21 protein-coding genes are annotated in these 23,532 nt (G+C 27.9%); 13 read left to right on the top strand and 8 right to left on the bottom strand.

Going from position 1 to position 23,532, the window contains the following annotated elements; genetic code table 11:
• Window positions 1-52: 52 nt before the first annotated feature.
• Window positions 53-934: a DUF2225 domain-containing protein gene (locus tag BFL38_RS01780; protein ID WP_069725452.1), complete on the top strand. Its 882-nt coding sequence runs from the start codon at window positions 53-55 to the stop codon at window positions 932-934.
• Window positions 934-2,004 carry an LptF/LptG family permease gene (locus BFL38_RS01785; protein WP_069725453.1) on the top strand — a complete coding sequence of 357 codons (1,071 nt, stop codon included), beginning with the start codon at window positions 934-936 and terminating at the stop codon, window positions 2,002-2,004. Before BFL38_RS01780 ends, BFL38_RS01785 begins: the two co-directional genes overlap by 1 nt.
• A gap of 18 nt (window positions 2,005-2,022) precedes the next feature.
• Here the strand turns inward: BFL38_RS01785 and BFL38_RS01790 are convergent, their stop codons facing one another.
• The 3 genes from BFL38_RS01790 to dxr all read right to left on the bottom strand — a co-directional run bounded on the left by BFL38_RS01790 (window position 2,023) and on the right by dxr (window position 5,540).
• Window positions 2,023-2,463 carry a GNAT family N-acetyltransferase gene (locus BFL38_RS01790; protein ID WP_069725454.1) on the bottom strand — a complete coding sequence of 147 codons (441 nt, stop codon included), beginning with the start codon at window positions 2,461-2,463 and terminating at the stop codon, window positions 2,023-2,025.
• A gap of 72 nt (window positions 2,464-2,535) precedes the next feature.
• Window positions 2,536-4,272, bottom strand: coding sequence for a proline--tRNA ligase (locus tag BFL38_RS01795; protein ID WP_069725455.1), 1,737 nt, complete (start codon window positions 4,270-4,272; stop codon window positions 2,536-2,538).
• Between the two features lie 113 nt (window positions 4,273-4,385).
• Window positions 4,386-5,540 carry a 1-deoxy-D-xylulose-5-phosphate reductoisomerase gene (gene dxr / locus BFL38_RS01800; protein ID WP_069725456.1) on the bottom strand — a complete coding sequence of 385 codons (1,155 nt, stop codon included), beginning with the start codon at window positions 5,538-5,540 and terminating at the stop codon, window positions 4,386-4,388.
• Window positions 5,541-5,769: 229 nt separating this feature from the next.
• Between dxr and BFL38_RS01805 the strand changes: the two genes are divergently transcribed.
• Together BFL38_RS01805 and BFL38_RS01810 are read left to right on the top strand one after the other, a co-directional pair.
• Entirely contained in the window at window positions 5,770-7,398 is a 1,629-nt protein-coding gene (locus BFL38_RS01805; RefSeq protein WP_069725457.1) for a GldG family protein, read from the top strand.
• Between the two features lie 37 nt (window positions 7,399-7,435).
• Window positions 7,436-8,710: a lipopolysaccharide biosynthesis protein gene (locus BFL38_RS01810; protein ID WP_069725458.1), complete on the top strand. Its 1,275-nt coding sequence runs from the start codon at window positions 7,436-7,438 to the stop codon at window positions 8,708-8,710.
• A 51-nt stretch (window positions 8,711-8,761) separates the two neighbouring features.
• Here the strand turns inward: BFL38_RS01810 and BFL38_RS01815 are convergent, their stop codons facing one another.
• The 5 genes from BFL38_RS01815 to BFL38_RS01835 all read right to left on the bottom strand — a co-directional run bounded on the left by BFL38_RS01815 (window position 8,762) and on the right by BFL38_RS01835 (window position 13,382).
• Window positions 8,762-9,565, bottom strand: coding sequence for an ankyrin repeat domain-containing protein (locus tag BFL38_RS01815; RefSeq protein ID WP_069725459.1), 804 nt, complete (start codon window positions 9,563-9,565; stop codon window positions 8,762-8,764).
• A 504-nt stretch (window positions 9,566-10,069) separates the two neighbouring features.
• A complete protein-coding gene (locus BFL38_RS01820; protein WP_069725460.1) occupies window positions 10,070-10,765 on the bottom strand; it encodes an ankyrin repeat domain-containing protein in 696 nt (231 codons plus the stop codon).
• A gap of 263 nt (window positions 10,766-11,028) precedes the next feature.
• Window positions 11,029-11,664: a Crp/Fnr family transcriptional regulator gene (locus BFL38_RS01825; protein WP_008729254.1), complete on the bottom strand. Its 636-nt coding sequence runs from the start codon at window positions 11,662-11,664 to the stop codon at window positions 11,029-11,031.
• A 30-nt stretch (window positions 11,665-11,694) separates the two neighbouring features.
• A complete protein-coding gene (locus BFL38_RS01830; RefSeq protein WP_069725461.1) occupies window positions 11,695-12,681 on the bottom strand; it encodes a cyclic nucleotide-binding domain-containing protein in 987 nt (328 codons plus the stop codon).
• 113 nt (window positions 12,682-12,794) lie between these two features.
• Window positions 12,795-13,382 (bottom strand): pyridoxamine 5'-phosphate oxidase family protein, encoded by a 588-nt coding sequence (locus BFL38_RS01835; protein WP_069725462.1) that lies wholly within the window; start codon window positions 13,380-13,382, stop codon window positions 12,795-12,797.
• 136 nt (window positions 13,383-13,518) lie between these two features.
• Here BFL38_RS01835 and nadE point away from each other — a divergent pair, with 136 nt between their 5' ends.
• The 9 genes from nadE to BFL38_RS01880 all read left to right on the top strand — a co-directional run bounded on the left by nadE (window position 13,519) and on the right by BFL38_RS01880 (window position 23,530).
• Window positions 13,519-15,411 (top strand): NAD(+) synthase, encoded by a 1,893-nt coding sequence (gene nadE / locus BFL38_RS01840; RefSeq protein WP_069725463.1) that lies wholly within the window; start codon window positions 13,519-13,521, stop codon window positions 15,409-15,411.
• Window positions 15,412-15,542: 131 nt separating this feature from the next.
• Window positions 15,543-17,474, top strand: a complete 1,932-nt coding sequence (locus BFL38_RS01845; protein WP_069725464.1) for a chemotaxis protein — start codon at window positions 15,543-15,545, stop codon at window positions 17,472-17,474.
• A 24-nt stretch (window positions 17,475-17,498) separates the two neighbouring features.
• The gene (locus BFL38_RS01850) at window positions 17,499-17,762 is read left to right on the top strand and encodes a hypothetical protein (RefSeq protein WP_008725274.1); all 264 of its coding nucleotides are present in this window, start codon (window positions 17,499-17,501) and stop codon (window positions 17,760-17,762) included.
• A gap of 19 nt (window positions 17,763-17,781) precedes the next feature.
• Window positions 17,782-18,150 (top strand): response regulator, encoded by a 369-nt coding sequence (locus BFL38_RS01855; protein ID WP_008725288.1) that lies wholly within the window; start codon window positions 17,782-17,784, stop codon window positions 18,148-18,150.
• 62 nt (window positions 18,151-18,212) lie between these two features.
• Window positions 18,213-20,351: a chemotaxis protein CheA gene (locus tag BFL38_RS01860; RefSeq protein WP_069725465.1), complete on the top strand. Its 2,139-nt coding sequence runs from the start codon at window positions 18,213-18,215 to the stop codon at window positions 20,349-20,351.
• Between the two features lie 11 nt (window positions 20,352-20,362).
• A complete protein-coding gene (locus BFL38_RS01865; RefSeq protein WP_008725292.1) occupies window positions 20,363-20,893 on the top strand; it encodes a chemotaxis protein CheW in 531 nt (176 codons plus the stop codon).
• An 18-nt stretch (window positions 20,894-20,911) separates the two neighbouring features.
• Window positions 20,912-21,763: a CheR family methyltransferase gene (locus BFL38_RS01870; RefSeq protein ID WP_008725294.1), complete on the top strand. Its 852-nt coding sequence runs from the start codon at window positions 20,912-20,914 to the stop codon at window positions 21,761-21,763.
• A 15-nt stretch (window positions 21,764-21,778) separates the two neighbouring features.
• Complete coding sequence (locus tag BFL38_RS01875) at window positions 21,779-22,372, top strand: chemotaxis protein CheD (RefSeq protein WP_008725296.1); 594 nt, start codon at window positions 21,779-21,781, stop codon at window positions 22,370-22,372.
• A gap of 24 nt (window positions 22,373-22,396) precedes the next feature.
• Complete coding sequence (locus BFL38_RS01880) at window positions 22,397-23,530, top strand: protein-glutamate methylesterase/protein-glutamine glutaminase (protein WP_069725466.1); 1,134 nt, start codon at window positions 22,397-22,399, stop codon at window positions 23,528-23,530.
• The last annotated feature ends 2 nt before the right edge of the window (window positions 23,531-23,532 follow it).

Below are 23,532 nucleotides of genomic sequence, written 5' to 3' on the forward strand. Positions count from 1 at the left end.
AACATTTTGATATTATAAATGTTATAGAAATAAGTATATAGTAGGATTTTTTATGAGTGATGAACAACCAAAAGTATCGTTTATAGAGAAAAACCCAAGAACATGTCCTGTATGTAATGGAGAATTTTATCATGAAATGCTTCTTACAGGCGGAGGCAGATTGATTGCCGGAAAATTAAGGAATGACTTAAGAAGAACTTATGAAAAAAGCAAAAAATATGGTACAGTTTATCCTTTAATATATGTTGTAGTAGTGTGTCCTCATTGTTTATACGCTGCTTTTCAAGAGGATTTTAATTTAATAGATCATAAAAAAATAGAGGAAGCTGCCGAAACATCAAGGCAAAGAGCTTCATATATGAAAGAATTTTTTGGAAACAATGTAGATTTTACAAAAAATAGAACACTTTTAGAAGGTGCTGCTAGTTATTTTTTAGCTTTAGACGGATATCGTTATATTGGAAAAGACAGTGCTCCTACTTTAAAAAAGGCTTTATGTTCTTTGAGATTAAGCTGGACTTTGGAAGATTTGGCAAACATATATCCTGATGAAAATTATGACAGACTTATCCCTTTCTTTCAATATAAAGCAAGCGAATTATATACAGCTGCAATAGAATGCATGCAAAATGGTAAGGAAAATTTTGAGAAAATAAAATCATTTGGTCCTGATATAGATAATAATTTCGGATATGAAGGTATGCTTTATATGGGGGCATTGCTTGGAATGGATGCTTCTAAATTTATACCGGATCCTAAAGTTAAAGCTGAAACTCTTGTACAGGCTAAGAGAAAAATAAGTAAGATATTCGGATCTGGAAAAAGCAGCAAGTCAAAACCTTCTGCTTTGCTTGAAAAAATAAAAGAGCTTCATGTTGCTATAACTGAAGAATTAAATCAAATTCATGAAGAATATGGTATAGATGTAAGTTAATGAAGAAATTAAATGCTTATTTATTAAAAGAATTTCTATCTTTCTTTTTTGGTTCTTTGCTGCTGTTTGTCGTATTGGTTACAATAGCAGACTTAAGCAGCAGATTATCTTTTTATACTGAACATCCTGAATTAATTAATTATTTTATTACTTATCATTTAGCAAGAGCACCTCATAATACATATTATATATTCCCTGTTGCTTTAATGTTTTCATCTACTTATGTACTTGGTAATTTTGTAAAAAATAAAGAAATGCTTGCTATTGAAAATTCTGGTATTAGTTTATTTAAATTTTCTATGCCTATGTTTATTATTGTAATTGGTTTATGTTTATTTCTAGTACTGTTTTGGCAATTTGTGGCTGCCCCATTAAATAAAATATCTTTTGCTGCTAATGATGCTATGAGGGGAAATGAAAAAGCAACTAAAAGCGGTCCTTGGGAACTTTTTGGAGGAGATAATTATTTATATTTTATCGAAACTTATTTTTATGATGAACAATATATGAAAAATACTATTGTAATAAAATTGAATGATGACGGAGGAATTAGATTTAGAATATCAAGTCCTCATATACAATGGAATAATGAAGATAGAAAATGGTATGTTTTAGATGGTATATTAACTACATTCAGTGAAAATAAAGAAATAAAAGTAGAAAAAATAAATAATTATCCTTTAGATGTTTTGGAGCGTCCAGAACATTTTTATGGCAGACCTCTTTTAGATTCTATGAGTTTAACTGAAGAAGCTCATATTATAAAATTGCAAAAAGAAGTTAATATGAATACTTCAAGATTAGAAACGGATTTGCATTACAGAATATCGTATTGTTTTTCAGGCTTTATTATTGTTTTACTTGCTTCATTATTTTCTAAGTTTTCTACTCAAAGCGTTTTAGTTATAAGTTTGGTAATGGTTATCATAGTTGCTCTGTTATATTATTCTATACTTATGATATTCAGATCTATGGGTGAGGCTGGAAATATGAATCCTTTTATTGCAGCTTGGATGCCAAATATTATATTTGCTGTACTCTGTATATTGGCATTTAAGAAATTCCATTAATTTTATTTCATTAAAAAATTAATTTAATTTTTTTTCCATAATTAAAGCATTAAATTTATTATTATAATATTTTTTTCTTATAGCTATTTCTTTAAATCCATTTCTTATATAAAATTTTTTAGCTGTTATATTATTTTCATGCAAGTCTAATTTTATGCTTAGGATATTATGATTTTTAGCATCTTCAAATAAATATGATAATAATTTTTTGCCGTATCCATAATTATTTGGATAAACCGCTATAAATATTATATCTATTTCAGGTTCTAATAAAAAATAAATCAAAAATCCTTTTATTTCATTATTATTTTTTATAATTATAACATTATGATATTTATCTTCTATATACTGTTTTAAATTATTTTCTGATAAACTAATATATTCGCTTTTTGAAGATATAAAAAGAATTGAATTAATTATATTATTATCAATATCATTTACAATTTCTATATTTTCCATACTCTATAAAAAAATAATGAATAAGAAAGTTCATAATAACTTCCCTATTCATTTATTTATAATTGAATTTTATTATAATTTAGTATTTATCTCATTGAATAATTCTTGTTTTTTTGTTTTTACATATTCAACTATTTCACCTGCTTTTACTTCAACACTTTCAGATGAACTTCTAAGTTTAAACTCAACCACTCCTCTTTGAAGTGATTTTTTACCTACTATTATTCTCATAGGAATACCAATCAAATCGCAGTCATTAAGTTTAACACCAAGTCTTTCTTTTCTATCATCGAACATAGTTTCAACACCAATAGAGTTTAGAGCATTATATATTTCTTCTGCTTTTTTAAATGACTCTTCAGCCTCTTTATCAATGGCAACTACTATAGCCTCATAAGGAGCAACACTTATAGGAAATATTATGCCCTTATCATCATAATTTTGTTCTATAACAGAAGCCAAAGCCCTATTAACTCCTATACCATAACAGCCCATTATAGGAGTTATTTCTTTATTATTTTCATCTAATACTTTAAAATTGAAAGCCTGAGTATATTTATCACCAAGTTTAAAAATATGTCCTAATTCTAATCCTTTTTTTTGATATAGTGTTTCTCCGCATTCAGGACATCTGTCGTCTTCTTTAGCAGTTCTAAAATCACCCCATACATCAATATTAAAATCTCTTTCTATATTAACATTTTTTATATGGGTATCATCTTTATTGCCTCCAACTATTGCATCAGATACAGATTTTATAGAGTTATCAGCAAATATTCTTATTTTCTTTTTTAATCCTATAGGTGAAGCAAAACCAACTCTAGCCCCTGTAACTTCTTTTACAGTTTCTTCATCGGCAAGTTCTATATCAAGTCCTCCTAATGCATTAGAGAGTTTAGTTTCATTAATTTCTAAATCACCTCTAATAGCTGCTAGTATAACTTCTCCTTCTTCTGTTTTATAAATTATACTTTTTATAAAATTTTTTGAAGAAGTATTAAAAAACTTTTCTAAATCATTTATAGTTTTTATATCAGGAGTATTAACTTCCTCCAATGCTTTATCTGTATAAGACTTAGCTGCTTCATCTTCTTTTACATTAGCTTTTTCAACATTAGCTCTGTAACCGCATTTTGAGCAGAAAATAATTGTTTCCTCACCTACTTCGCTTAGTACCATAAACTCTTCGCTTCCTTCTCCGCCCATAGCACCGCTGTCTGCTTTTACGCTTACAGTATCAAGTCCCATTCTTTTGAAAATTTTTGTATAAGCACTGCTCATATCATTATATGTTTTATCAAGACATTCTTTAGTTATATGAAATGAATAAGCGTCTTTCATTGTAAACTCTTTAGAGCGTATAACTCCAAATCTTGGTCTTATCTCATCTCTGAATTTTGTATGTATTTGATATAAAGTTAAAGGCAAATCTTTATATGACTGTATTTCATTCTGTGCTGTTATGGTGAAAGCCTCTTCATGAGTAGGTCCCATAGCCATATCAACATCATTTCTGTCTTTTAATCTGAATAATTCCTTTTTAAATCTTTCCCACCTTCCAGAAGGCGTTAATAATTCTTTGGAAACAAGTATGGGCATTATGCATTCATTAGAACCTATTGCATCCATTTCCTCTCTTATAATATTAGATATTTTATTTAATACTCTAACCCCAAGAGGTAAATATGAATAAAGACCATTTGATATTTTTCTTGCAAGTGCTGCTCTTAACATTAATTTGTTTGAAGCTATTATTGCATCACTTGGTGCTTCTTTTAATGTAGGCATAAATAGTTTCGATAAACGCATAATATTTCCTTAAATAATTTTTTGATAATCATATATTATAAGATTAAAATTATCAACTATATAAAAACTTAATAATATCATATAGTTATAAATATTGTACTTTCTAATAATTCTTATTTTGAAATAGAGTTAATCATCCAAGCCGTTTCTTTTCTTATTTCGCTGTCCATATTTATAATATTATCTATGGTTAATGGTACATTTATTTTTATTTCGCATACCTTTGATACTATATTAAATATATCAGTAAAACTAATTTTCTTTTGCAAAAATGAATATACACATATTTCATTAGCCGCATTTAAAACGCAAGGATAAAGTCCTCCTTTCTTTCCGCATTCATAAGCTAGTCTAAGCATTACAAATTTATCAAAGTCCATTTTATAAAAATTGATTTCTGAATGTTCATATAATCTTAATTTTTCAAAAGGAGTATTTCTAATTTCAGGATAGGTAAGTGCATGCTGTATAGGAAGACGCATATCATTTTTACCAATCTGAGCATAAATTTCCCCGTCATTCATTTCTATCATAGAATGTATTAAACTTTGCGGGTGAATAATGGTTTCTATTTTATCATAATCCAAATTAAATAAATGATGTGCTTCTATAACTTCAAAGCCCTTATTCATCATAGTGGCACTGTCTATAGTTATTTTACTTCCCATAGTCCAAGTTGGATGTTTCAATGCCATTTCAACTGTAACATTTTTTAATTCTTCTTTTGGAGTTCTAAAGAAAGGACCGCCTGATGCTGTTATTATAACTTTTGAAAGCGATTCCTTAGGAAAATGCCGTAACATTTGAAATATTGCAGAATGCTCGCTGTCTATTGGTATTAATTTTGCATTATGCTCTTTCAATAATTGGTTTATTATATCTCCGCCTACAACTAATGTTTCTTTATTAGCTAATGCGATTGTTTTACCTTTTTTTATAGCTTCTACTGTAGGTAAAAATCCTGCATATCCTGTTAGAGCATTAACTAATATATCAAAATCAGTATGCTTTACAAAATCAGCAATAGTTCCTTCATAAATGTTTATGTTTTTTGCTAAGTCATAATCTTTAAAAATATTTTCTGCATTCTTATCAGCTATATTTACAGTTTTAGGATTAAACTCTTCGCATAATGTTCTCAATATATCTATTTTGCTGTTTGCCGACATTCCTACTATTTCAAAGTCATTATTAAACTCCCTCACAACTGAGCAAGTATTAGTACCAATAGAACCTGTGGCTCCTAATAAAAGAATTCTTTTTTTCATATTCCTGCTAAATGCTCCCAAATATTTTTTTAATTAAAATATAATATATCAAAATCATAAATTAATAAATAGATATAAATTAAAAATATTGTTTTATGTATTTTTTTTAATAGCCGATAATATTTCGGAATAAGCATAACTAAACATAACTATTGAAATTTATCATTAATTTATATATAATACTTATTCAAATTAATTTAAAATTTTAAAAATAATGGATTTTTACTAAATGTCAAATAAGAAATTTAATTTAAAAATAGCTACATTAGCTTCATGGGTATTATTATTTTTTGCTTGGATTTTCTTTTATGCAGTAACCCAAAGACCTACTACAGTTTTTTGGATTGTACTTGCAATATCGGCCATTATAACAATTATTACATTAATAGTAGACAGAAAACAGATAGTATCTTTTTTGAAGATGCGATTTGTACATAAAGCTTTTTTCGGCATATTATCATTAATAATAATTCTTGCTATACTTGTAGGTTTATACATTATAAGTATAAATTTCCCTATAAGATTTGACTTGACACAAAATAAATCATATACAGTATCTCAGCAGACTACCGATGTATTATCCAGAATAGACAGTCCGCTTTCTATAGTTGTACTTAGAGCTCCTAGTACAGATCCTACATCAGCAGATTGGAGAGCTGATTTATTATTAGAGCAATATAAAAGGATAAATAAACATATATCCGTAGAATATATTAACCCTATAGAAAAACCTTCTGCTAAAAGTAAATATCAAATGACTCAGGTTGGAGAAATAGTATTTACTTATGGGCAAGGTAAACAAGTTAGAGTATACAGAAAAGATTTAACAACTCAGTCTAAAGTAACTTCAGATCCTCTATTTGTAGGAGAAGAAAAATTTACTCAGGCAATATATACTTTACTTGATACAGAATCTTATACAGTATACTTCACAGTAGGGCATGGAGAAAGACAAATACAAGACAGAGGCGGAGAAGGTTTGTCTTATGTGAAAACCTATTTAGAAAATGAAAATTATAAGGTAAAAGAATTGAATATTATACTTGAAAATATTCCTACAGATGCATCATTAATAGTAATAGCTGCACCGGTTGAAACATTCAGTGATTTTGAAATAGATAAATTAAATAATTATGTAAAAACAGGAGGAAAACTTCTTGTTTTATATGATAGTTTTATGGATAGAAGTAAATTTAATTGTAATTTGGGTGCTTTCCTATCTGATTGGGGCTTTAAAACGAAAAATGATTATATAATAGATACTGCTTCAAGTGTTGTTATACCTGTTAATATAGTACCTCAATATACTTCGCACCCTATCACTCAGACATTAAAAGAGGGAAATGTATTTGCATGCTTAGTTGTTGCAAGAAGTATATTAAGCGGCGAAAATAAATATAATGGCAGCTTTGAAAATATAATTACAACTACACCTCAGGGATATGGAAAGGAAGAAGCTACTTTTGATTTATCAAGAGCAAGATTCAATCCTAGAACGGATATACAAGGTCCTGTGCCTTTGGCTATAAGCGGTACTTATGAAATAGAGGGCAGAAAAGAACCTGCAAGAATAGTTGTTTTCGGTGATGCTACATTTGCTTTGAATGCATATATTAATCCGGAACAAGGTCAGTCTGTGGACATAGCCTTTGCTGGAAATAAAGATTTATTTATGAATACAGTTGCCTATCTATTAGAAGCAAGACAGAAAATTACTATAAGACCAAAAGAAGCAAGCATAAAAAATCTTACTCTTACTACTACTCAAACTAATTTTATAAGATATGTTGCTCAAATAGGTTTGCCTTGCTTATTTGGTATATTAGGCATATTAATATGGTTCTTAAGAAGAAGATAATGTATTACAATGAAGTTTATGCATAAGTTAATATAATATGAATAATATAAAATTGCTGTACAAAAAATATTCATATTATATTAACTATGCTTTATTAGTATTAATAAATGGTATTGCAAGTGTATTAAATTATGTATCTTCAATATATGTCAATAGAAGTTTATCAATATCGGATTTTGCTCATTACAATGGTATAATAAATATATATTCCATAATAGTTTTAACAGTTTCCAGCTTTAGTTATTATATAATGCATAATTACAAAGACGATGAAGAAGCATATACTTATTGGGCTTACGGATACACTATTGCAATTATAATATCTGTTCTTTATATATTATCTATACCATTAATTAATATACTTTTTAATATAAATAGTTACAGCTCTCTTTTAATTATGTCTATTGCAATATTTGCTACTATATTATTTATAGTTTCTCAATCCATATTAAGAATTAATAATTATATAGGTTATGATTATACTGCAAATCTAATAGCGGCATTCATATCAAAAATAGTTTTACTAGCTTATTTTATCATAACAGGTCTTACTTTAGAAAAAGCAGTTATCACTGTAACAGCATTTGCTTTACTATATTTTATTATAAATATAATAGAATTAAAAAAACTTAATCTACCCTACTTTACAATATTGAATAAAATAAAAACATATTTCTCAAAGCAAAAAATATATATATTCTTTAGTTATATAATTCATATAGCTATAATAAATTTTATATTTAATTGGATATCATTAAGCGATGTGTTAATGGCTAATAGATATTTAGATAAAACAAGTGCAGGCTACTACTCTACTATATCATTAATAATAAAAATGTTTTTTTATATAGGAACTCCAATAGCTTCAGTTATGTTTTCTTATATTTTAATAGCCAAAAAAGATAATAATAAAAATAAAGAAACAAAAATACTCTATTATTCTATTGCACTTTTTGTATTTGCTTCTATTTGTCTGTCAGCGTTTTTAATTGTATTCTCAAAACAAATAGTATTAATACAATTTACAAACAGATATGAAGCCATTATTCCATTGATTCCTCAGGCTGTAATTTTTGGATTTTCTTTAGGCTTTACGGTTATTGCATTTAATTACGGACTTGCTTATAAATTATTTGCACCATTTTACGGATACTTAATTATATTTGCTTATGTGTATTTTTCATTAAGAAACGGACTTAGAACTTTTGAAAATTTCATGTTCATAATGAAAATATTTTTTATAGCATTACTTATATATAATATTTTAATAATACTAGTGCATAGAATAATATTAAGAACTAATGAAAAATAAAATAAAAATAGTAATTAAAAAATATTATAAAGCTAGTTATAAAAATTATTTTTAGAATCTACCGCCTTTTTCAGAAATCAACTTCGTTATTTTACTATTATTTTTAGTTATTGCATAATATAATGCTGTGTTTCCATCTTTATCTTTAGCATTAAGATCAGCTCCAGCTTCTATCAATAACTCAGCTACTTCTGTATTATAATCAAAAATTACCCACATTAAAGGAGTAATATTTTCTAATTGTATATTTCTTGAATCATCTTTTATAGATAATCTAGTATTAACATTAGCCCCAGCTTTTATTAATAACTCAGCTACTTCTGTATCTACATTAAATGTCAAAGGAGTAAAATCTTTTAAATATAATCCATCTGTCTTGAATGATACTTTTGTATTTACATCAGATTTTTTTTCTATAAGCATTTTTGATAAATCTGTTTTCTCACGTTGTATAGCATGTATCAAAGCTGTAAACCCGGCATTGTCTTTTATATTAACATTAGCACCTTTTTCTATTAGCATCTCTGCTATTTCATATTGACCATAAATAATAGATAATATTAAAGGTGTAGCACCGATTTCTTTCTCTTTTTTATTGATATTAGCACCTTTTTCTATTAGTATCTCTGCTATTTCATATTGCTTATAGATAATAGATAACATCAAAGGTGTAATGCCATCTATAATATCTAAATTTACATTGGCTTTTTTATTATTTAAAAAATATAAAACTTCTTCTCTATCACCATTCGCTATATATGATGCGAATTCTTTTTCATCTTTACTAAGCTCTGGATACAAAGCATTAAAACTAAATAAAGCATACAATATTGCCGTAAATACAATTTTTTTCATATAAATCTCTTTAATAAAAATATTCATATATAATATATTAATGATATTGTTTGTCAATATAATTATGCTTGTTTCAATTTTATAATTTTATGCAGTATGGAAAATAATAATAGACTTGTTTTAAAAGTGCTTGACAAATAATTTTAATAGTTTATTATTTTATGCTAAATTATATAATATTAATTATTGTGTAAATCATATGTTTTACATGTTGCATAATTTACTATTTTAGTATATAAATATGCAGTCTTTTTGCTTCTCGCCGCAAGCGTACTTCGTATGGGGTACCAAAAGAAGTGGGGGTGTGGCACGACTGTGTGCTTCGCAGCTAGTCCACGCAATTATAAATAAAAAAGTTTTGAAACAAGTCTAATATATAAAAATGCCTTCTTTATAATGTAAAAAAGCAAACAAAGTATTCCTCCTATACACCATACATGATAGTACTTAGAGGCACTATGTTTGCTTCGTATTGTTACTCTTCACAATTATAATAAAATTATTTTATTGCTTAGCACCTTTTTGAATGAGCAGCTGCTCTATTTTAGAATTATTTTTCTCTCTTGCATAATCCAATGCTGTTTTTCCGTCTTTATCTTTAGCATTGATATCGGCTCCAGATTCTATTAATAATTCAGATATTTCTGTATTATCACTAATAATAAACCACATTAAAGGTGCAGCATTTTCTAATTTTATATCTCTATTTTTACAAGATAATTTAAGATTAATATCAGCACCAGCATTTATTAATAATTTCGCTATTTCTTTATCTTGGTTAAGTATTAAAGGAGTAATATTTTTCATATACACCCCATTTTCATTTAATGAAGTTTTTATATTGACATCAGCTTTTTTTTCTATAAGGATTTTGGATATTTCTGTTCTATTATACATTATAGAATGTATTAGAGCAGTAAATCCAGACTTGTCTTTTACATTGATATTAGCACCTTTTTCTATGAGCATTTTAGATATTTCATCTTGCTTATAAATGATAGAAAACATTAATGGGGTTAGACCATCTTCTATTCTGCCACTTATATCAACTTTTTTATCATTTATAAGCTCTAAAACCCCTTCGCTGTCACCAGATACTATATACGATAATAATTGTGCTGCGTTTTCAGCTTTTCCTGAATATAAAGCATTAAAACTAAATAAAGTATACAATACTGCCATTAATACAATTTTTTTCATATAAACCTCTTTAATAAAAATATTTTACATATGATACATTAATTATATTATTTTGTCAATATGAATATTTTATCGTAGATGATAAAAAGAATTATTATGTATTTTAATATAATTATATTGTGAATTATTATATTATTAATATATGTTTTTTAGTGAATATATTTAAATAATTAATGAAAATAAATATCTTTATATTATTATAAAATAAAAGCTGATAACCGAAATAATCAGTCATCAGCTAACTTATTTAAAATTATTTACTATTATGATTTCTTTCTCTTTAAATCTATTTGCCTTTGAATCTCTTTTAAGTTTTTAACATAAATTGTATTAGTTCTAATATCTATTTTACCTGTTTTTACCAATGTATTTAAAACTTTCTGTACTTCAACTACCTTTACACCGCACCAATTAGCTATATCGTTTATAGTAGCATTCAATTCCTGAGGTTCATAATAATGATCTCTAGGTATATTCTGAAGTTCTGCCAGAAGTAAAAGACAGTCATATACTCTCAAATCAGTTTCATTTAACTGAAGTATTAAAAGTCTTCTTTTGGCATCAAATATTCTTTTAGCAAAAGTCTTTGACAGCTTCAAAGCCATAACTGTATTGTTAGCCAATATATTTTGGAAATTTTCTTTTCTTAACTCCAAAAGCACTGTAGGCTCATTTGCTATGGCTGATGCACTTCTTGTTGTATCTTCTAATATAGCCATTTCGCCGAAAAATTCACCTGCATAAACTATATCTAATAATTTTTCAACATCTTTTATAACCTTAGTAATTTTTACAGATCCGCTTTGAACTAAATAGAATTTATCTCCTCTTTCATATTCCAGAAATATAACATCATCAGTATTGTATTTTTTTGTATGAGAACTTAAATTATTATCCATATTTGTTCCTTACTTTCTTTTTATATAAAATTACAGTCTTGAAATACTTGCATTTGCTTCCTTTGAGAAATTATCCATAGGAGGCATTGAAATAACTTTTTGATAATATGCTTTTGCTTTAGTTTTATTTCCGCTGCCCTCACAGCTCTTAGCTAAAAAGAGTATAGCCTCTTTAACATTTGAAGATTTAGGATATTTTTTTATCGCTGATAATAACACAGTTGAAGCATTATCATACTTATTTATATTATAATAGCATTTACCCATATAAAATATAGAATTCTCAGCAACAGCAGCATCAGGGCTTTTAATTAAATTATTGAATGCTTTTAATGAATTAATATAATCATTGTTGTTATATAATTCAACAGCCTTATTATATGCAGGATCATTAATTGCGGCTTTAGTCTGAGTTTTAGGAGCTGAAACAGGAGCATTTGAAACAGGAGGTGCTATATCACTATCATCTGTAATATCTAATTCTTCTTTACATTCTTCAATTTTTTCTTTTACGGTATTGTAAAAAGCAGAATCTTCATCAGCATATTGTATATATCTTTTATAAGCATAAAGAGCATTTCTATACTTTTTATTTTTAAAGTAAAACTCCCCTATTCCGTATAATCCCTCTAAAGGATCCTGACCTTCCTCACTTATATCATTTTCTACAAGTTCTCTTACTCTTTTATTAATTCTTCTAAGCTGATTTGAAAATACCTTTAACATTTTTATTATTATAGGTTTGTTCTTTTCAATCAAACTTTCAAATTCTTCATAAGTAATGATAATAACAACACAATCAGTTAAGCATTGAACAGTATCTTCCTGCGGATAAGTGCCGAGTATACTTTTTACTCCAAAAAACTCTCCTATATTAATAAGCTCCCTAGTTTCATATCCTGTTTCTTCCGATAAAAATATACTTTGAGCCTGACCTTGTTTTAATATATAAACTCTATCTGAGGTATCGCCTGTAAAATATACTATGGAACCTGCTTTATATACTCTTGTTTGCATTAAATTTTTTCCTTAACTAATAATTTAATTATATCTAAAGTTTTTTAGAATAAAAAAAGATTATTTTATTATATTATTCTATCACTTATAATACTTTTTTCAAGTTATTTTTTTCATTTTCTTAGTTTATTTATCATATCTATAGTTTCAATATCAATGTATCTAGATCTTGTATTAAGTTCATCTATTATAATTTTTATCTCCTCATCTGATATATTTTGCCCAAATTTAGCTTTTGCAGTAATATTTTCAATTTTTATAACGCCTATAAGCATATTCTTTTGGGCATAATCAAATATTTTATTGTCTATAGATAAATTATTATTATTAGGTTCATATTTTCTTACTATTTTGTATAAAATTTCTTTTCTTCTTGATATATCATCTATATTTTCAAATTCACCTTCTATAAAGACTGAAAAGAAAAACTGTGTTGGTATCATTTTCCCATTTAAAAATTCAGATGGTATATATGAATATGGTTTTGAAGCACTAAAAGATACTTTTGGATTATTTTTTAAAATTTCATATTTCCTTCCAGCCATAGCACCATGAAAATATATTTCATTATCTTTATAGCAAAAACTTATAGGTACAGCATAAGGTATATCATCAGGTAAAGCCATAACACCGAATTCTATGCTGTTAAGCATATTATGTATTTCTTCTTTGTCTTCAAATATAAAATCTTTTCTTCTCATATACCAAATATAACCTTCTATAATAATTATATTATAATTGTAGACTAAATTAATAATTTTTATTATAATATATATAACGGTTTATTATATTTTTTCTTTATAAATTAATTATTTAAATTATTTGGAGTTACTTAATATGAAAATAGCTGTTTCTCAATTAGAAATAATACCATCTATGCCTTGTGATAATGCAGCAAGAATAATAAGTTTTATAAGCAAAGCAAAAAAGGAGAATGCGGATATAGTAATATTTCCAGAATTATGTATTTCAGGATATATGATTGGAGATATGTGGGAAAGTGAGTCATTTATAAGAGAATGTGAGGAACTTGGTGAAGAAATAATAAAATCTTCAAATGGAATATATGTAATATTTGGAAATGCAGCTTCTGATAAAACTAAAAAGAACTTTGACGGAAGACTTAGAAAGTATAATGCTATGTTTGTAGCTAAAGACGGTAAATTAATACATAATAATACTACTGAATATCCTTTTATTATAAAATCATTACTTCCTAATTATAAAGAATTTGAAGATCCAAGACATTTTTTTAGTTTAAAAGATTTAGCTTTTGAAAACAATAAAGATATAAAAGAATATTTAAAGCCATTAGATATAGAATGCAATGGAGAAAATATAAAATTGGGTTTGACTATATGTGAAGATGCATGGAGTAAGAATTATTTATTTTCGCCTATGGACATTATAAATTCCAATAATGATGTAGATTTATTTATTAACATATCAAGTTCTCCATATACTTTGGTAAAAGACATTAAAAGACATAGCATGTATGGAGAAATAGCAAGTAAACATAATACACCTCTTATATATGTTAATAATGTAGGAATACAAAATAACGGTAAAACAGTATACACATTCGATGGCGGAAGTTCTATTTACGATAATAAAGGTAATTTATTATTAACGGGAAAAAGATATGAAGAAGATTTATACTTCATTGATATAGATGTAAAAAATAAATCATTTGTAAAGTCCATAGAAATAAAGGAAGAAAATGAATACAAATTAATATATGATACTGTTATTTACGGAATTAGAAAATTCATGAAATCTATTGGAATTAATAAAGTAGTTATAGGTGTATCAGGAGGTATTGATTCTGCTTTATCGTCTGCAATGTATGTAAGTGCTATCGGCAAGGATAATGTTTTACTTGTGAATATGCCTAGTAAATTCAATTCTGATACAACTAAAAATCTTGCAAAAAGTCTATCTGATAATTTAGGCTGTGCTTATATGGTAGTTCCTATACAGGAATCTGTAGATCATACTGTAAAACAATTAGAAAGCTCCCCTATTATAAAAGATGGAAAAGAAGATCATTTAAAAGTATCATCATTTGTTATAGAGAATATACAGGCAAGAGACAGATCATCAAGAGTATTATCTGCTATAGCTGCTAGTTTTGGCGGTGTATTTACATGCAATGCCAATAAAACTGAAACTATGGTAGGATATTCAACTATGTATGGAGACGGAGCAGGATTTTTTGCATGTTTAGCAGATTTATGGAAATATCAGATATACGGACTAGCTAATTATGTTAACAAGGAAATATTTAAAAATGAAATTATACCTGAAGGCACTATAAATATTGTGCCTAGTGCGGAACTTTCAACTGCTCAGGCTGTTGATGAAGGCAAGGGAGATCCGATAAAATATGATTATCATGATTATTTGTTTAAATTTTTAATGGAATCTTGGAACAGAGCAATATTAGAAGATATACTAGAATTTTATATATCAGGAAAGTTAGAGGAAAAAATAGGATGCCAAAAAGGAATATTAAAAAAATATTTTAATAGCGGAGCCGGCTTTGTAGATGATTTAGAAAGATGGTGGAAGCAATATATGGGTATGGCCATTTCTAAGAGAATACAGGCTCCTCCAATACTTGCAGTAAGCAGAAGAACTTTTGGATTTGGTAACAGAGAATCACAAAATAGGATCTATTACACTTCTAAATACTTATATCTGAAAAATAAAATTTTTGAACAATATTAAAAAACTTTAATTAAATATAATTTTACTGTAAAATTATTGTGTAATTAAAATTTTACTTGCAAAAAGCAATAATAAATGTTATATTTATATTGTAATATATAATTTTTTAGAATGTTAGGAAATAATGTAAAGTGGCAGCAACTAGTATTATAGACAATAATATAAAGCAGGATATCCTTGACTATTCCGCAATATTGGAAACAACAGTAAAAGATATAAATTCTTTTCTTGAAGAAGTAGGAAGAGTATATAGCTTTATAGGTGAAAAATTTCCTATGATAGAACAAGAAATGAAAAATGAAAATGAAAAAGCTAATAATCTGCTTTCATATTTTACTAACAAAGAAAAAGGTGAAAAAAACTTTTCAAATGATCTGGACGAAAATCAGGAAGACTTTTTTAGATCATTCGATAGAATGCAGAATTTTATATCACAGGATAATGAGCTTTCCGATTCCTTAGTTGAAGATGTAGGCAAAACAAGTAATATTATGGATTCTATAGAACAAATTAGAATGCTTGCTGATCAAATTAAAGTTTATTCATTGAATGCAATTATTATATCTTCTAAATATGGTGCCGGCGGTAAGGCTTTCGGAGAAATATCTAAAAATATAATAAAAATGTCTGAAACATCAAATGAACAGGCAGATCAAATGAATAGAATCGGTAAGGAATTATTTGTAAGGTTTGAATCATTTAAAACTGAAATATTAAAAACAAATGAACTGCAAAGACAAAATTTTACAATCATGAAAGAACAGCTTGATAAAGAACATAATAACATGGTTAATTCTTTTGCAGTATTTTCTAATGTAATATCAGATATAATATCAAGAGTTGATAATACTTATGATTTTATATTTGAAGTAATGATGGTTCTTCCTCGTGAGGATATAGTGAGGCAGCAGACAGAACACATAGTTGAATCAATAAATTCTATAGTTTATGAAAACAGAAATTTTATAGATTATTATGGTTCTCAAGTTGAGACTATGGATGCTGAAGATTTAGAGAAAACAGAAAATCAGACTTTAGAGCATAGATTATTAGATTTGCTTACATTTGATGATGTTGTTTTAACTTTAATAATAGAAAATTTCAAATCGATACATGAAGAAATAGATCTTACTAACTCAGATATTTATAAAAGCTTAAAAGGCTTAAAAGATGCTTTAACTGATATTACATCAGATAGAACCACTATAGTAGAATATATGATAGGCGGAGAAACAGGTAAATCTGAATTTCCTTTTACAGTTTCCGAATCCCTATTTAATGAATATATGGGCTTTATTAAGCTTTATTTAGAAAATTTTAAATTATTTTTAACTAATAAATACAGAATATCTGACAGTAATATAGCTATAATAGATTCAATAGAAGAATTGGAAAGTATGTTCTTGGAAACAAAAAATATTGCTAAAACTTTTAACTCAATTAACTTTTTAGCGAAAATAGAACTTGAAAAAAATAGTAATATATTTAATAATTCTAAGACTTTTTCTATAGAAAGTGTTGAATCTATAGCTACTAACATTACAGAAACAGTAGATGGATGTTTGGAGCAGTTCCATAATATTAAATCTGCTATTTTCAGTTCAATTAATAAATTTAAATCAAATATTAATCAGCAGTCAAGCGAGCATTCTTTTATAGAATCTATGACAGAAAGTGTAAGCAAACGTTTAGATGAATCAAAATATATTATTAATAATAATATAAAAAGATTAGATAGCTATGCTGATGAATTATTCGGACTTATAGATAAAACTTTAATAGATTTAAGTTCTTTAAGTACATTACTAACCAAAATTAATGAAATAATAGAAATATTTAATAGCATGAGAAATGTTATAAGAAATAAAAAGAATGAATATTATCAATCATTAGGTATAGATAATTGGAAAATAGAAAGTGATAAATATTTGGATATAGTTAATTCTTATACAATAAAAAAAGAAAGAGCTATTGCTAATAGTATTTTATCTGGAGAAGATGCACCAAATGTCGATATAAGTATAGATGTGGGTGCCGATAGCGGTGATTTTACTATGTTTTAATAAAAGTAATGGAGGTATTTATTTATGTCAGTTATAGAAATAAGTGATAATCTTAATATACGAACTATGGGTAAATATTTTAAGAATGTCATAAAAAGTGCTAATTATAATGAAGATATAACTGTAAAATTTAATTGTGAAGGTCCTGCCCATGTTGATTTAGCAGGTTTGCAAATATTGTATGCTATGAAAAAAGAGCTTGCGAAAAATCAAAAAAACCTTATAGTAGAAGGCATGGATAATTTATTTGTAGAATATTTAAATATAATTAACGATAAAAATAATTAATGATATAAGAGGTTAAAGTATGGCTAAAACAATACTAATTGTAGACGATTCAAATACAGCTAGAGCATCTGTTGAATATACCTTGAAAAAGGGCAGTTATACTGTAGTGTCTGCAGATGATGGTACTACAGGTTTAGAGGTTCTAGGTAAAACTCCAAATGTTGATATGATAATAACAGACCTTAATATGCCAAAAATGGACGGTATAGAATTTATTAAGCATGTAAGAAAGGTAGATCAGCATAAATATACCCCTATTCTAATGCTTACAACAGAATCTCAGGATGAGAAAAAAATGGAGGGTAAAGCCGCAGGTGCAAGTGGTTGGCTAGTAAAGCCATTTAACCCGACTCAACTTTTGGACGTTGTTAAACGTTTTTTAAATTAATGTCCAACCATCTTATTATTATTTTTTTAATAAGAATTTTATCAAAGGTAGAGGTGTAATACATGTTTGATAGTGATGAATTTATTTCGATATTCTTAAGCGAAGCTAAAGAGATTGTAGAAGGTTTAGAAAATGATTTAGTTTTGTTAGAGGATAATAAAAGTGACGAAGACCTTTTAAATAAAATCTTCAGAAGTGCTCATACTCTTAAATCTTCAGCGGGTACTGTTGGTTTCACTACTATGAGTGAGTTAAACCATGTTGCAGAAAATTTATTAGAAAAGGTGAGAAGCGGTAAATTAGATGTAACTCCGCAAATGATAACAGTACTTCTTGAGTTTTTAGATACTGTTAAACTTATGCTGCAAAATATTGTAGATGGTAAGGGTGAAACAGATGGTGTTACTAATATAGATTCATTGAAGGCTAAGATTAAGGCTATAGCTGATGGAAATGATCCTGCCGCAGTAGCTCCTGCTCCAAAACCGGCAGAAGTTCCTAAAGCTGAAGAAAAGCCTGCAGAAACTCCTAAGGCTGAGGAAAAGCCTGCAGAAGCAGTATCATCTAGCGGAGGCTCTAATTCTTTCCATATTGATATGGGATTTAAAGCTACTATTTTTGATAATGGTATAGACCCTCTTATGTTTTTGAATGACCTTAGAGCTATTGGTACTATTAATAATTTAAAAATAGAATGTAATAATTTACCAACTATTTTAAATCTTGAAGATCCTTATGTTTGCTATACTCAGTTTTCTTTGGATTTTGATACTAATGCCCCAGATGAACAGGTGCAAAATATTTTCTTATTTGTAATAGATGATAATGATATTAATATTGTAAATACAAAAGCAGATATTAAAGATGATGAAGAAGCTAAACCTGCAGAAGCTCCTAAAGCTGAAGAAGCTAAACCTGCAGAAGCTCCTAAAGCTGAAGAAGCTAAACCTGCAGAAAATGCTCCTGCTAATAATGCTCAGGCTCAACCTGCAGTACATAAAGCTAAAGTTCAGGCTCCTTCAACAGTTAGGGTTGATACTAGAAAATTAGACAGTTTAATGAACTTAATTGGGGAACTTGTTATAGCACAGTCAAGAATAATGCAGCTTACTCAAAGTTTAGATATTGATAACGGATTAAAAGAGGCTGTAAGTTCAATGGATAGAACTTCCAGACAAATACAAGAAGAAGTTATGAATATTAGGATGATGCCTATAGGTCCTATATTCAATCAGTTCCATAGATATGTTAGAGATTTGAATTTAGAATTGAATAAAGAAGTAAAACTAGTTCTTAAAGGTGAAACTACTGAGATAGATAAAAATATGTTGGAGCAGTTATCTGACCCTCTTAAACATATGATAAGAAATTCTATGGACCATGGTATAGAAAAAACTAAAGAAGAAAGAATAGCTAGAGGTAAACCCGAATATGGTACAATAACAATGTCAGCTGCTCACCAAGAAGGACATGTTGTTATAGAAGTATCTGATGATGGAAATGGATTAAATAAAGAAAAAATATTAAGTAAAGCTATTGAAAAAGGACTTCTTTCAAAAGACGGAAAATATTCTGATGTAGAAATATACAGAACTATATTCTATCCTGGAGTTTCAACTGCGGATAAGATAACAGACATATCAGGAAGAGGTGTTGGTATGGATGTTGTTAGAGCAAATGTAGAAAAAATGAAAGGTAAAATAGAAATTAAATCTGTAGAAGGTAAAGGCAGTACTTTTATAGTTAAACTTCCTTTGACTTTGGCTATTATTGAAGGTATTACTTTTGCTTTAGGTAAGCAAATATATATTATGCCTCTAATTTCTATTATAGAACAAATAAAAGTAAAAAATGAACAGGTAAAACCTTTTGAAGGCAAAGGTGAAATGATAAAAATTAGAGATGAATATTTGCCTTTAATAAGACTTCATAAAGTATTTGAAATAGAAACACAAGTGGATAATATAGATGATGGTATAGTAGTAGTTGTTGAAGCCGGATATAGAAAATGTGCTATTTTTGTTGATGAACTTTTAGATCAGCAGCAGGTAGTTATTAAATCTTTAGACTCAGCATTCAGCAAACATGCAGGAATAGCCGGAGGTACTATACTTGGAGACGGAAGAATAGCCCTTATTATAGATATACAAGGACTAGTAAATATGTCTCTACAAGGAAAAATAAATAACGGCGTAAAATAAAGGATTGTAATATGTTAGATAATCAAAAAATAAATGCAGCTAATATACCTCAGGTTGGAGGTACATCTTTAGAACATGATGAAAATATTTCTATTGAACCTAGCCAGCAATTTTTAGTATTTAAAATAGACAATGAAGAATATGCTCTTGATGTATTAAGTATTGAAGGTATTGTAGGTGTAACTAATATAACTCCTGTTCCCGGCAGCCCTAAATTTATGAGAGGACTTATGAATTTGAGAGGTAATATTCTTCATATAGTTGATATAAGAATAAGATTTGGTTTAGATAGAAGAGACGATCATTCTATTGAAGATGATGTTATTATAGTAATATCAACTACTAATAGAAAATTTGGTATATTGGCTGATATGGTAAGCGATGTTATTACAGTTTATGAAAGTCAGATGACAGAAACCCCTATTGATAATATGAGAGGACTTCAAATTTCTAATGTTATTAGATTAGAAAATAAGATTATTATGGTTCTTCCTATAGAAGAAATTATAAAATCTAATGATGCCAATAATCAAACAGTATAATATCATTGAGGTATAAAAATGGAAGATATAAATGAGCATATGCCTGCTTTAAGCGATGCTGAGTTTAATGAATTAGTTAAAATTATTTATGATAAAACTAGAATACAAATGACTAGTCATAAGAGAGCTTTAGTAACTTCTAGATTGAGTAAGAGACTAAGAGCTTTAAAAATGAACTCTTTCAGAGAATATATAGATTTTGTTAAAAATGCTAAAGATGAGGAATTGACAAATTTTGTTAATGCTGTTACTACTAATAAAACTGACTTCTTTAGAGAAAATAAGCATTTTGAATATATGAAAAGTACATTTCTTCCAGAGTGGGAAAAAAATTTTAAAGCAGGAAAAGTTAAAAATCTTAGAATATGGTCAGCAGCTTGCTCGACCGGAGAAGAGCCCTACACTATTCAAATGACTTTGCATGAGTATTTTGGTTCTAACTATGATAAGTATGACATAAAAGTTTTGGCTAGTGATATAGATACTAATGTATTAGCTCATGGAAGAGCTGGTATTTATAAAGATGAATCTGTTGATCCAATACAGGATAACATATTAAGAAAATACTTTTTAAGAGGTACAGGCGATAAAGAAGGATTATATAAAGTTAAGGATATCTTAAAAAAGAATTTATTTTTTAGACAATTAAATTTTAAAGATGAAGATTTTGATATTCATACTCAATTCGATTTGATATTTTGCAGGAATGTTATTATTTATTTTGATAAAGAATTCCAAAAGGAATTATTTAATAAATTTCATAGATATTTGAAAGATGACGGTTTAGTATTTATAGGACACTCAGAAACATTATTCGGTGTATCTGATAAATTTAAATATGTAGCAAGCAATATCTATAAAAAGATTTAATTATGGGAGATAATAATGATTGATTTTCCGGCAGCAGCCAATAGCAATTTTAAAAGAATCACAATATATATAGGTGGTTACTATGCTTCGAAAGAACCTGCTGTAATAAAAACAGTTCTAGGCAGTTGTATATCTGTATGCCTGTTTGAGAATAAATTAAAATTCGGAGGTATGAATCACTTTATGCTTCCTGAAATGAGAGAATGGGAAAATCCGGCTGACGATTATAATAATACTAGATATGGTGTTTTTGCTATGGAGGTTCTTATAAACGAAATTATCAAATTAGGAGGAAAAAAGGAAAATCTTACAGCTAAAATATTTGGAGGCGGACATGTGCTTTCAGGTATGACTAGTAATATCCTTCAAGTACCTGATAAGAATATACAATTTGCTAAAAAATTCTTGGCAGATGAAAAAATACCTATAGTAAGTGAGGATATAGGCGGTAATTGGCCTAGAAAAGTATTCTTCTTCAATACAGAAAATAGAGTGCTTATGAAAAAATTAGAAGGTAAAACTAAAGAATTTTCTGCTGAACAAGAAATTAAATACTCTAAAAATTTACAGCATAAACTTGAAGAAAAATCAGATATTACATTGTTTTAATATATTAATAATTAAGGATTTTATATGGCTACAAAAATTAAAGTATTAGCTATTGATGATAGCGCACTAATTAGACAATTACTTACTAAAATTGTAAACTCAGATCCTGCTTTGGAAATGGTAGGAACTGCTGCAAATCCAATTCTAGCTGAAAATAAGGTAAAAAATCTTAAACCGGACATTATTACTTTGGATATAGAAATGCCTGAAATGGACGGTATTACTTATCTTAAAAAACTTATGCTTAATAACCCTATCCCTGTAATAATGTTTAGTTCGCTTTTAGATAAACATAGAGAATTGGCTTTAGATGCATTAAATATAGGTGCTTTTGATTATGTTATAAAACCATCTGCTAATGTTAGAGACGGTGTTGAAGAACTAGCTACAGATTTAGTTGAAAAAATCAAAAATGCTTATGCAAACAGAGCTAAATTCTACAGAAAGCACGGTGTTACTGTGCCTACTGATACTACTCCTACAGTAGAAAGAACACCTATTAGCTTGGAAGCTCCTAAAACTGCTGGATTTAAGGTTTATGCCAAAAATACTGCAGACATTATACTTCCGCTTACTCCTTCAAGAGAAACTCCTATGGATAAAATTATTCTTATAGGTTCTTCTACAGGCGGTACTGAAGCTTTAATAGAATGCTTAAAAAATGTTACTCCATCTGCTCCTCCTATAGTTATTGCTCAGCATATGCCTGAACATTTTACTACCTCTTTTGCTAAAAGATTGAATAGTATATTAAAAATTGATGTCGCTGAATCTGAAGATGGTATGAGTATAGGAAGAGGTCAGGCTGTACTTGCAAGAGGTGCTAAGCATACTATGATTAAGGTTAAAGGAGGTAAATATTATATAGAAGTTAGAGATGGAGAACCTGTTACAAGACATAAACCTTCTGTAGATGTACTTTTTAGAAGCGGTGCTGTTTATGCTAAAAACAAAGCTATAGGAATTATACTTACTGGTATGGGTGATGACGGTGCTAATGGTATGAAAGAAATGAAAGATGCTGGTGCTTATAATATAGCTCAAAACGAAGAAACTTGCACTGTATTTGGTATGCCTAGAGAAGCAATAGCTAGAGGCGGCGTTGATGAAGTTCTTCCTTTAGATAAAATATTAGCTGCGGCTTTGAAAAGAGTATAAAT

It is taken from the genome of Brachyspira hampsonii (assembly GCF_001746205.1).
In the GTDB taxonomy this organism is placed as follows: domain Bacteria; phylum Spirochaetota; class Brachyspiria; order Brachyspirales; family Brachyspiraceae; genus Brachyspira; species Brachyspira hampsonii_B.

Bases quoted from the DNA above. Each gene is read 5' to 3' on its own strand.
- BFL38_RS01835 (WP_069725462.1), bottom strand. From the start codon at position 13,382: ATGAGAAGAAAAGATTTTATATTTGAAGACAAAGAAGAAATACATAAT.
- BFL38_RS01795 (WP_069725455.1), bottom strand. From the start codon at position 4,272: ATGCGTTTATCGAAACTATTTATGCCTACATTAAAAGAAGCACCAAGT.
- BFL38_RS01825 (WP_008729254.1), bottom strand. From the start codon at position 11,664: ATGGATAATAATTTAAGTTCTCATACAAAAAAATACAATACTGATGAT.
- BFL38_RS01875 (WP_008725296.1), top strand. From the start codon at position 21,779: ATGATTGATTTTCCGGCAGCAGCCAATAGCAATTTTAAAAGAATCACA.
- BFL38_RS01860 (WP_069725465.1), top strand. From the start codon at position 18,213: ATGTTTGATAGTGATGAATTTATTTCGATATTCTTAAGCGAAGCTAAA.
- BFL38_RS01870 (WP_008725294.1), top strand. From the start codon at position 20,912: ATGGAAGATATAAATGAGCATATGCCTGCTTTAAGCGATGCTGAGTTT.
- BFL38_RS01785 (WP_069725453.1), top strand. From the start codon at position 934: ATGAAGAAATTAAATGCTTATTTATTAAAAGAATTTCTATCTTTCTTT.
- BFL38_RS01830 (WP_069725461.1), bottom strand. From the start codon at position 12,681: ATGCAAACAAGAGTATATAAAGCAGGTTCCATAGTATATTTTACAGGC.
- BFL38_RS01810 (WP_069725458.1), top strand. From the start codon at position 7,436: ATGAATAATATAAAATTGCTGTACAAAAAATATTCATATTATATTAAC.
- BFL38_RS01880 (WP_069725466.1), top strand. From the start codon at position 22,397: ATGGCTACAAAAATTAAAGTATTAGCTATTGATGATAGCGCACTAATT.
- BFL38_RS01815 (WP_069725459.1), bottom strand. From the start codon at position 9,565: ATGAAAAAAATTGTATTTACGGCAATATTGTATGCTTTATTTAGTTTT.
- BFL38_RS01850 (WP_008725274.1), top strand. From the start codon at position 17,499: ATGTCAGTTATAGAAATAAGTGATAATCTTAATATACGAACTATGGGT.
- BFL38_RS01865 (WP_008725292.1), top strand. From the start codon at position 20,363: ATGTTAGATAATCAAAAAATAAATGCAGCTAATATACCTCAGGTTGGA.
- nadE (WP_069725463.1), top strand. From the start codon at position 13,519: ATGAAAATAGCTGTTTCTCAATTAGAAATAATACCATCTATGCCTTGT.
- BFL38_RS01780 (WP_069725452.1), top strand. From the start codon at position 53: ATGAGTGATGAACAACCAAAAGTATCGTTTATAGAGAAAAACCCAAGA.
- BFL38_RS01790 (WP_069725454.1), bottom strand. From the start codon at position 2,463: ATGGAAAATATAGAAATTGTAAATGATATTGATAATAATATAATTAAT.
- BFL38_RS01820 (WP_069725460.1), bottom strand. From the start codon at position 10,765: ATGAAAAAAATTGTATTAATGGCAGTATTGTATACTTTATTTAGTTTT.
- dxr (WP_069725456.1), bottom strand. From the start codon at position 5,540: ATGAAAAAAAGAATTCTTTTATTAGGAGCCACAGGTTCTATTGGTACT.
- BFL38_RS01805 (WP_069725457.1), top strand. From the start codon at position 5,770: ATGTCAAATAAGAAATTTAATTTAAAAATAGCTACATTAGCTTCATGG.
- BFL38_RS01855 (WP_008725288.1), top strand. From the start codon at position 17,782: ATGGCTAAAACAATACTAATTGTAGACGATTCAAATACAGCTAGAGCA.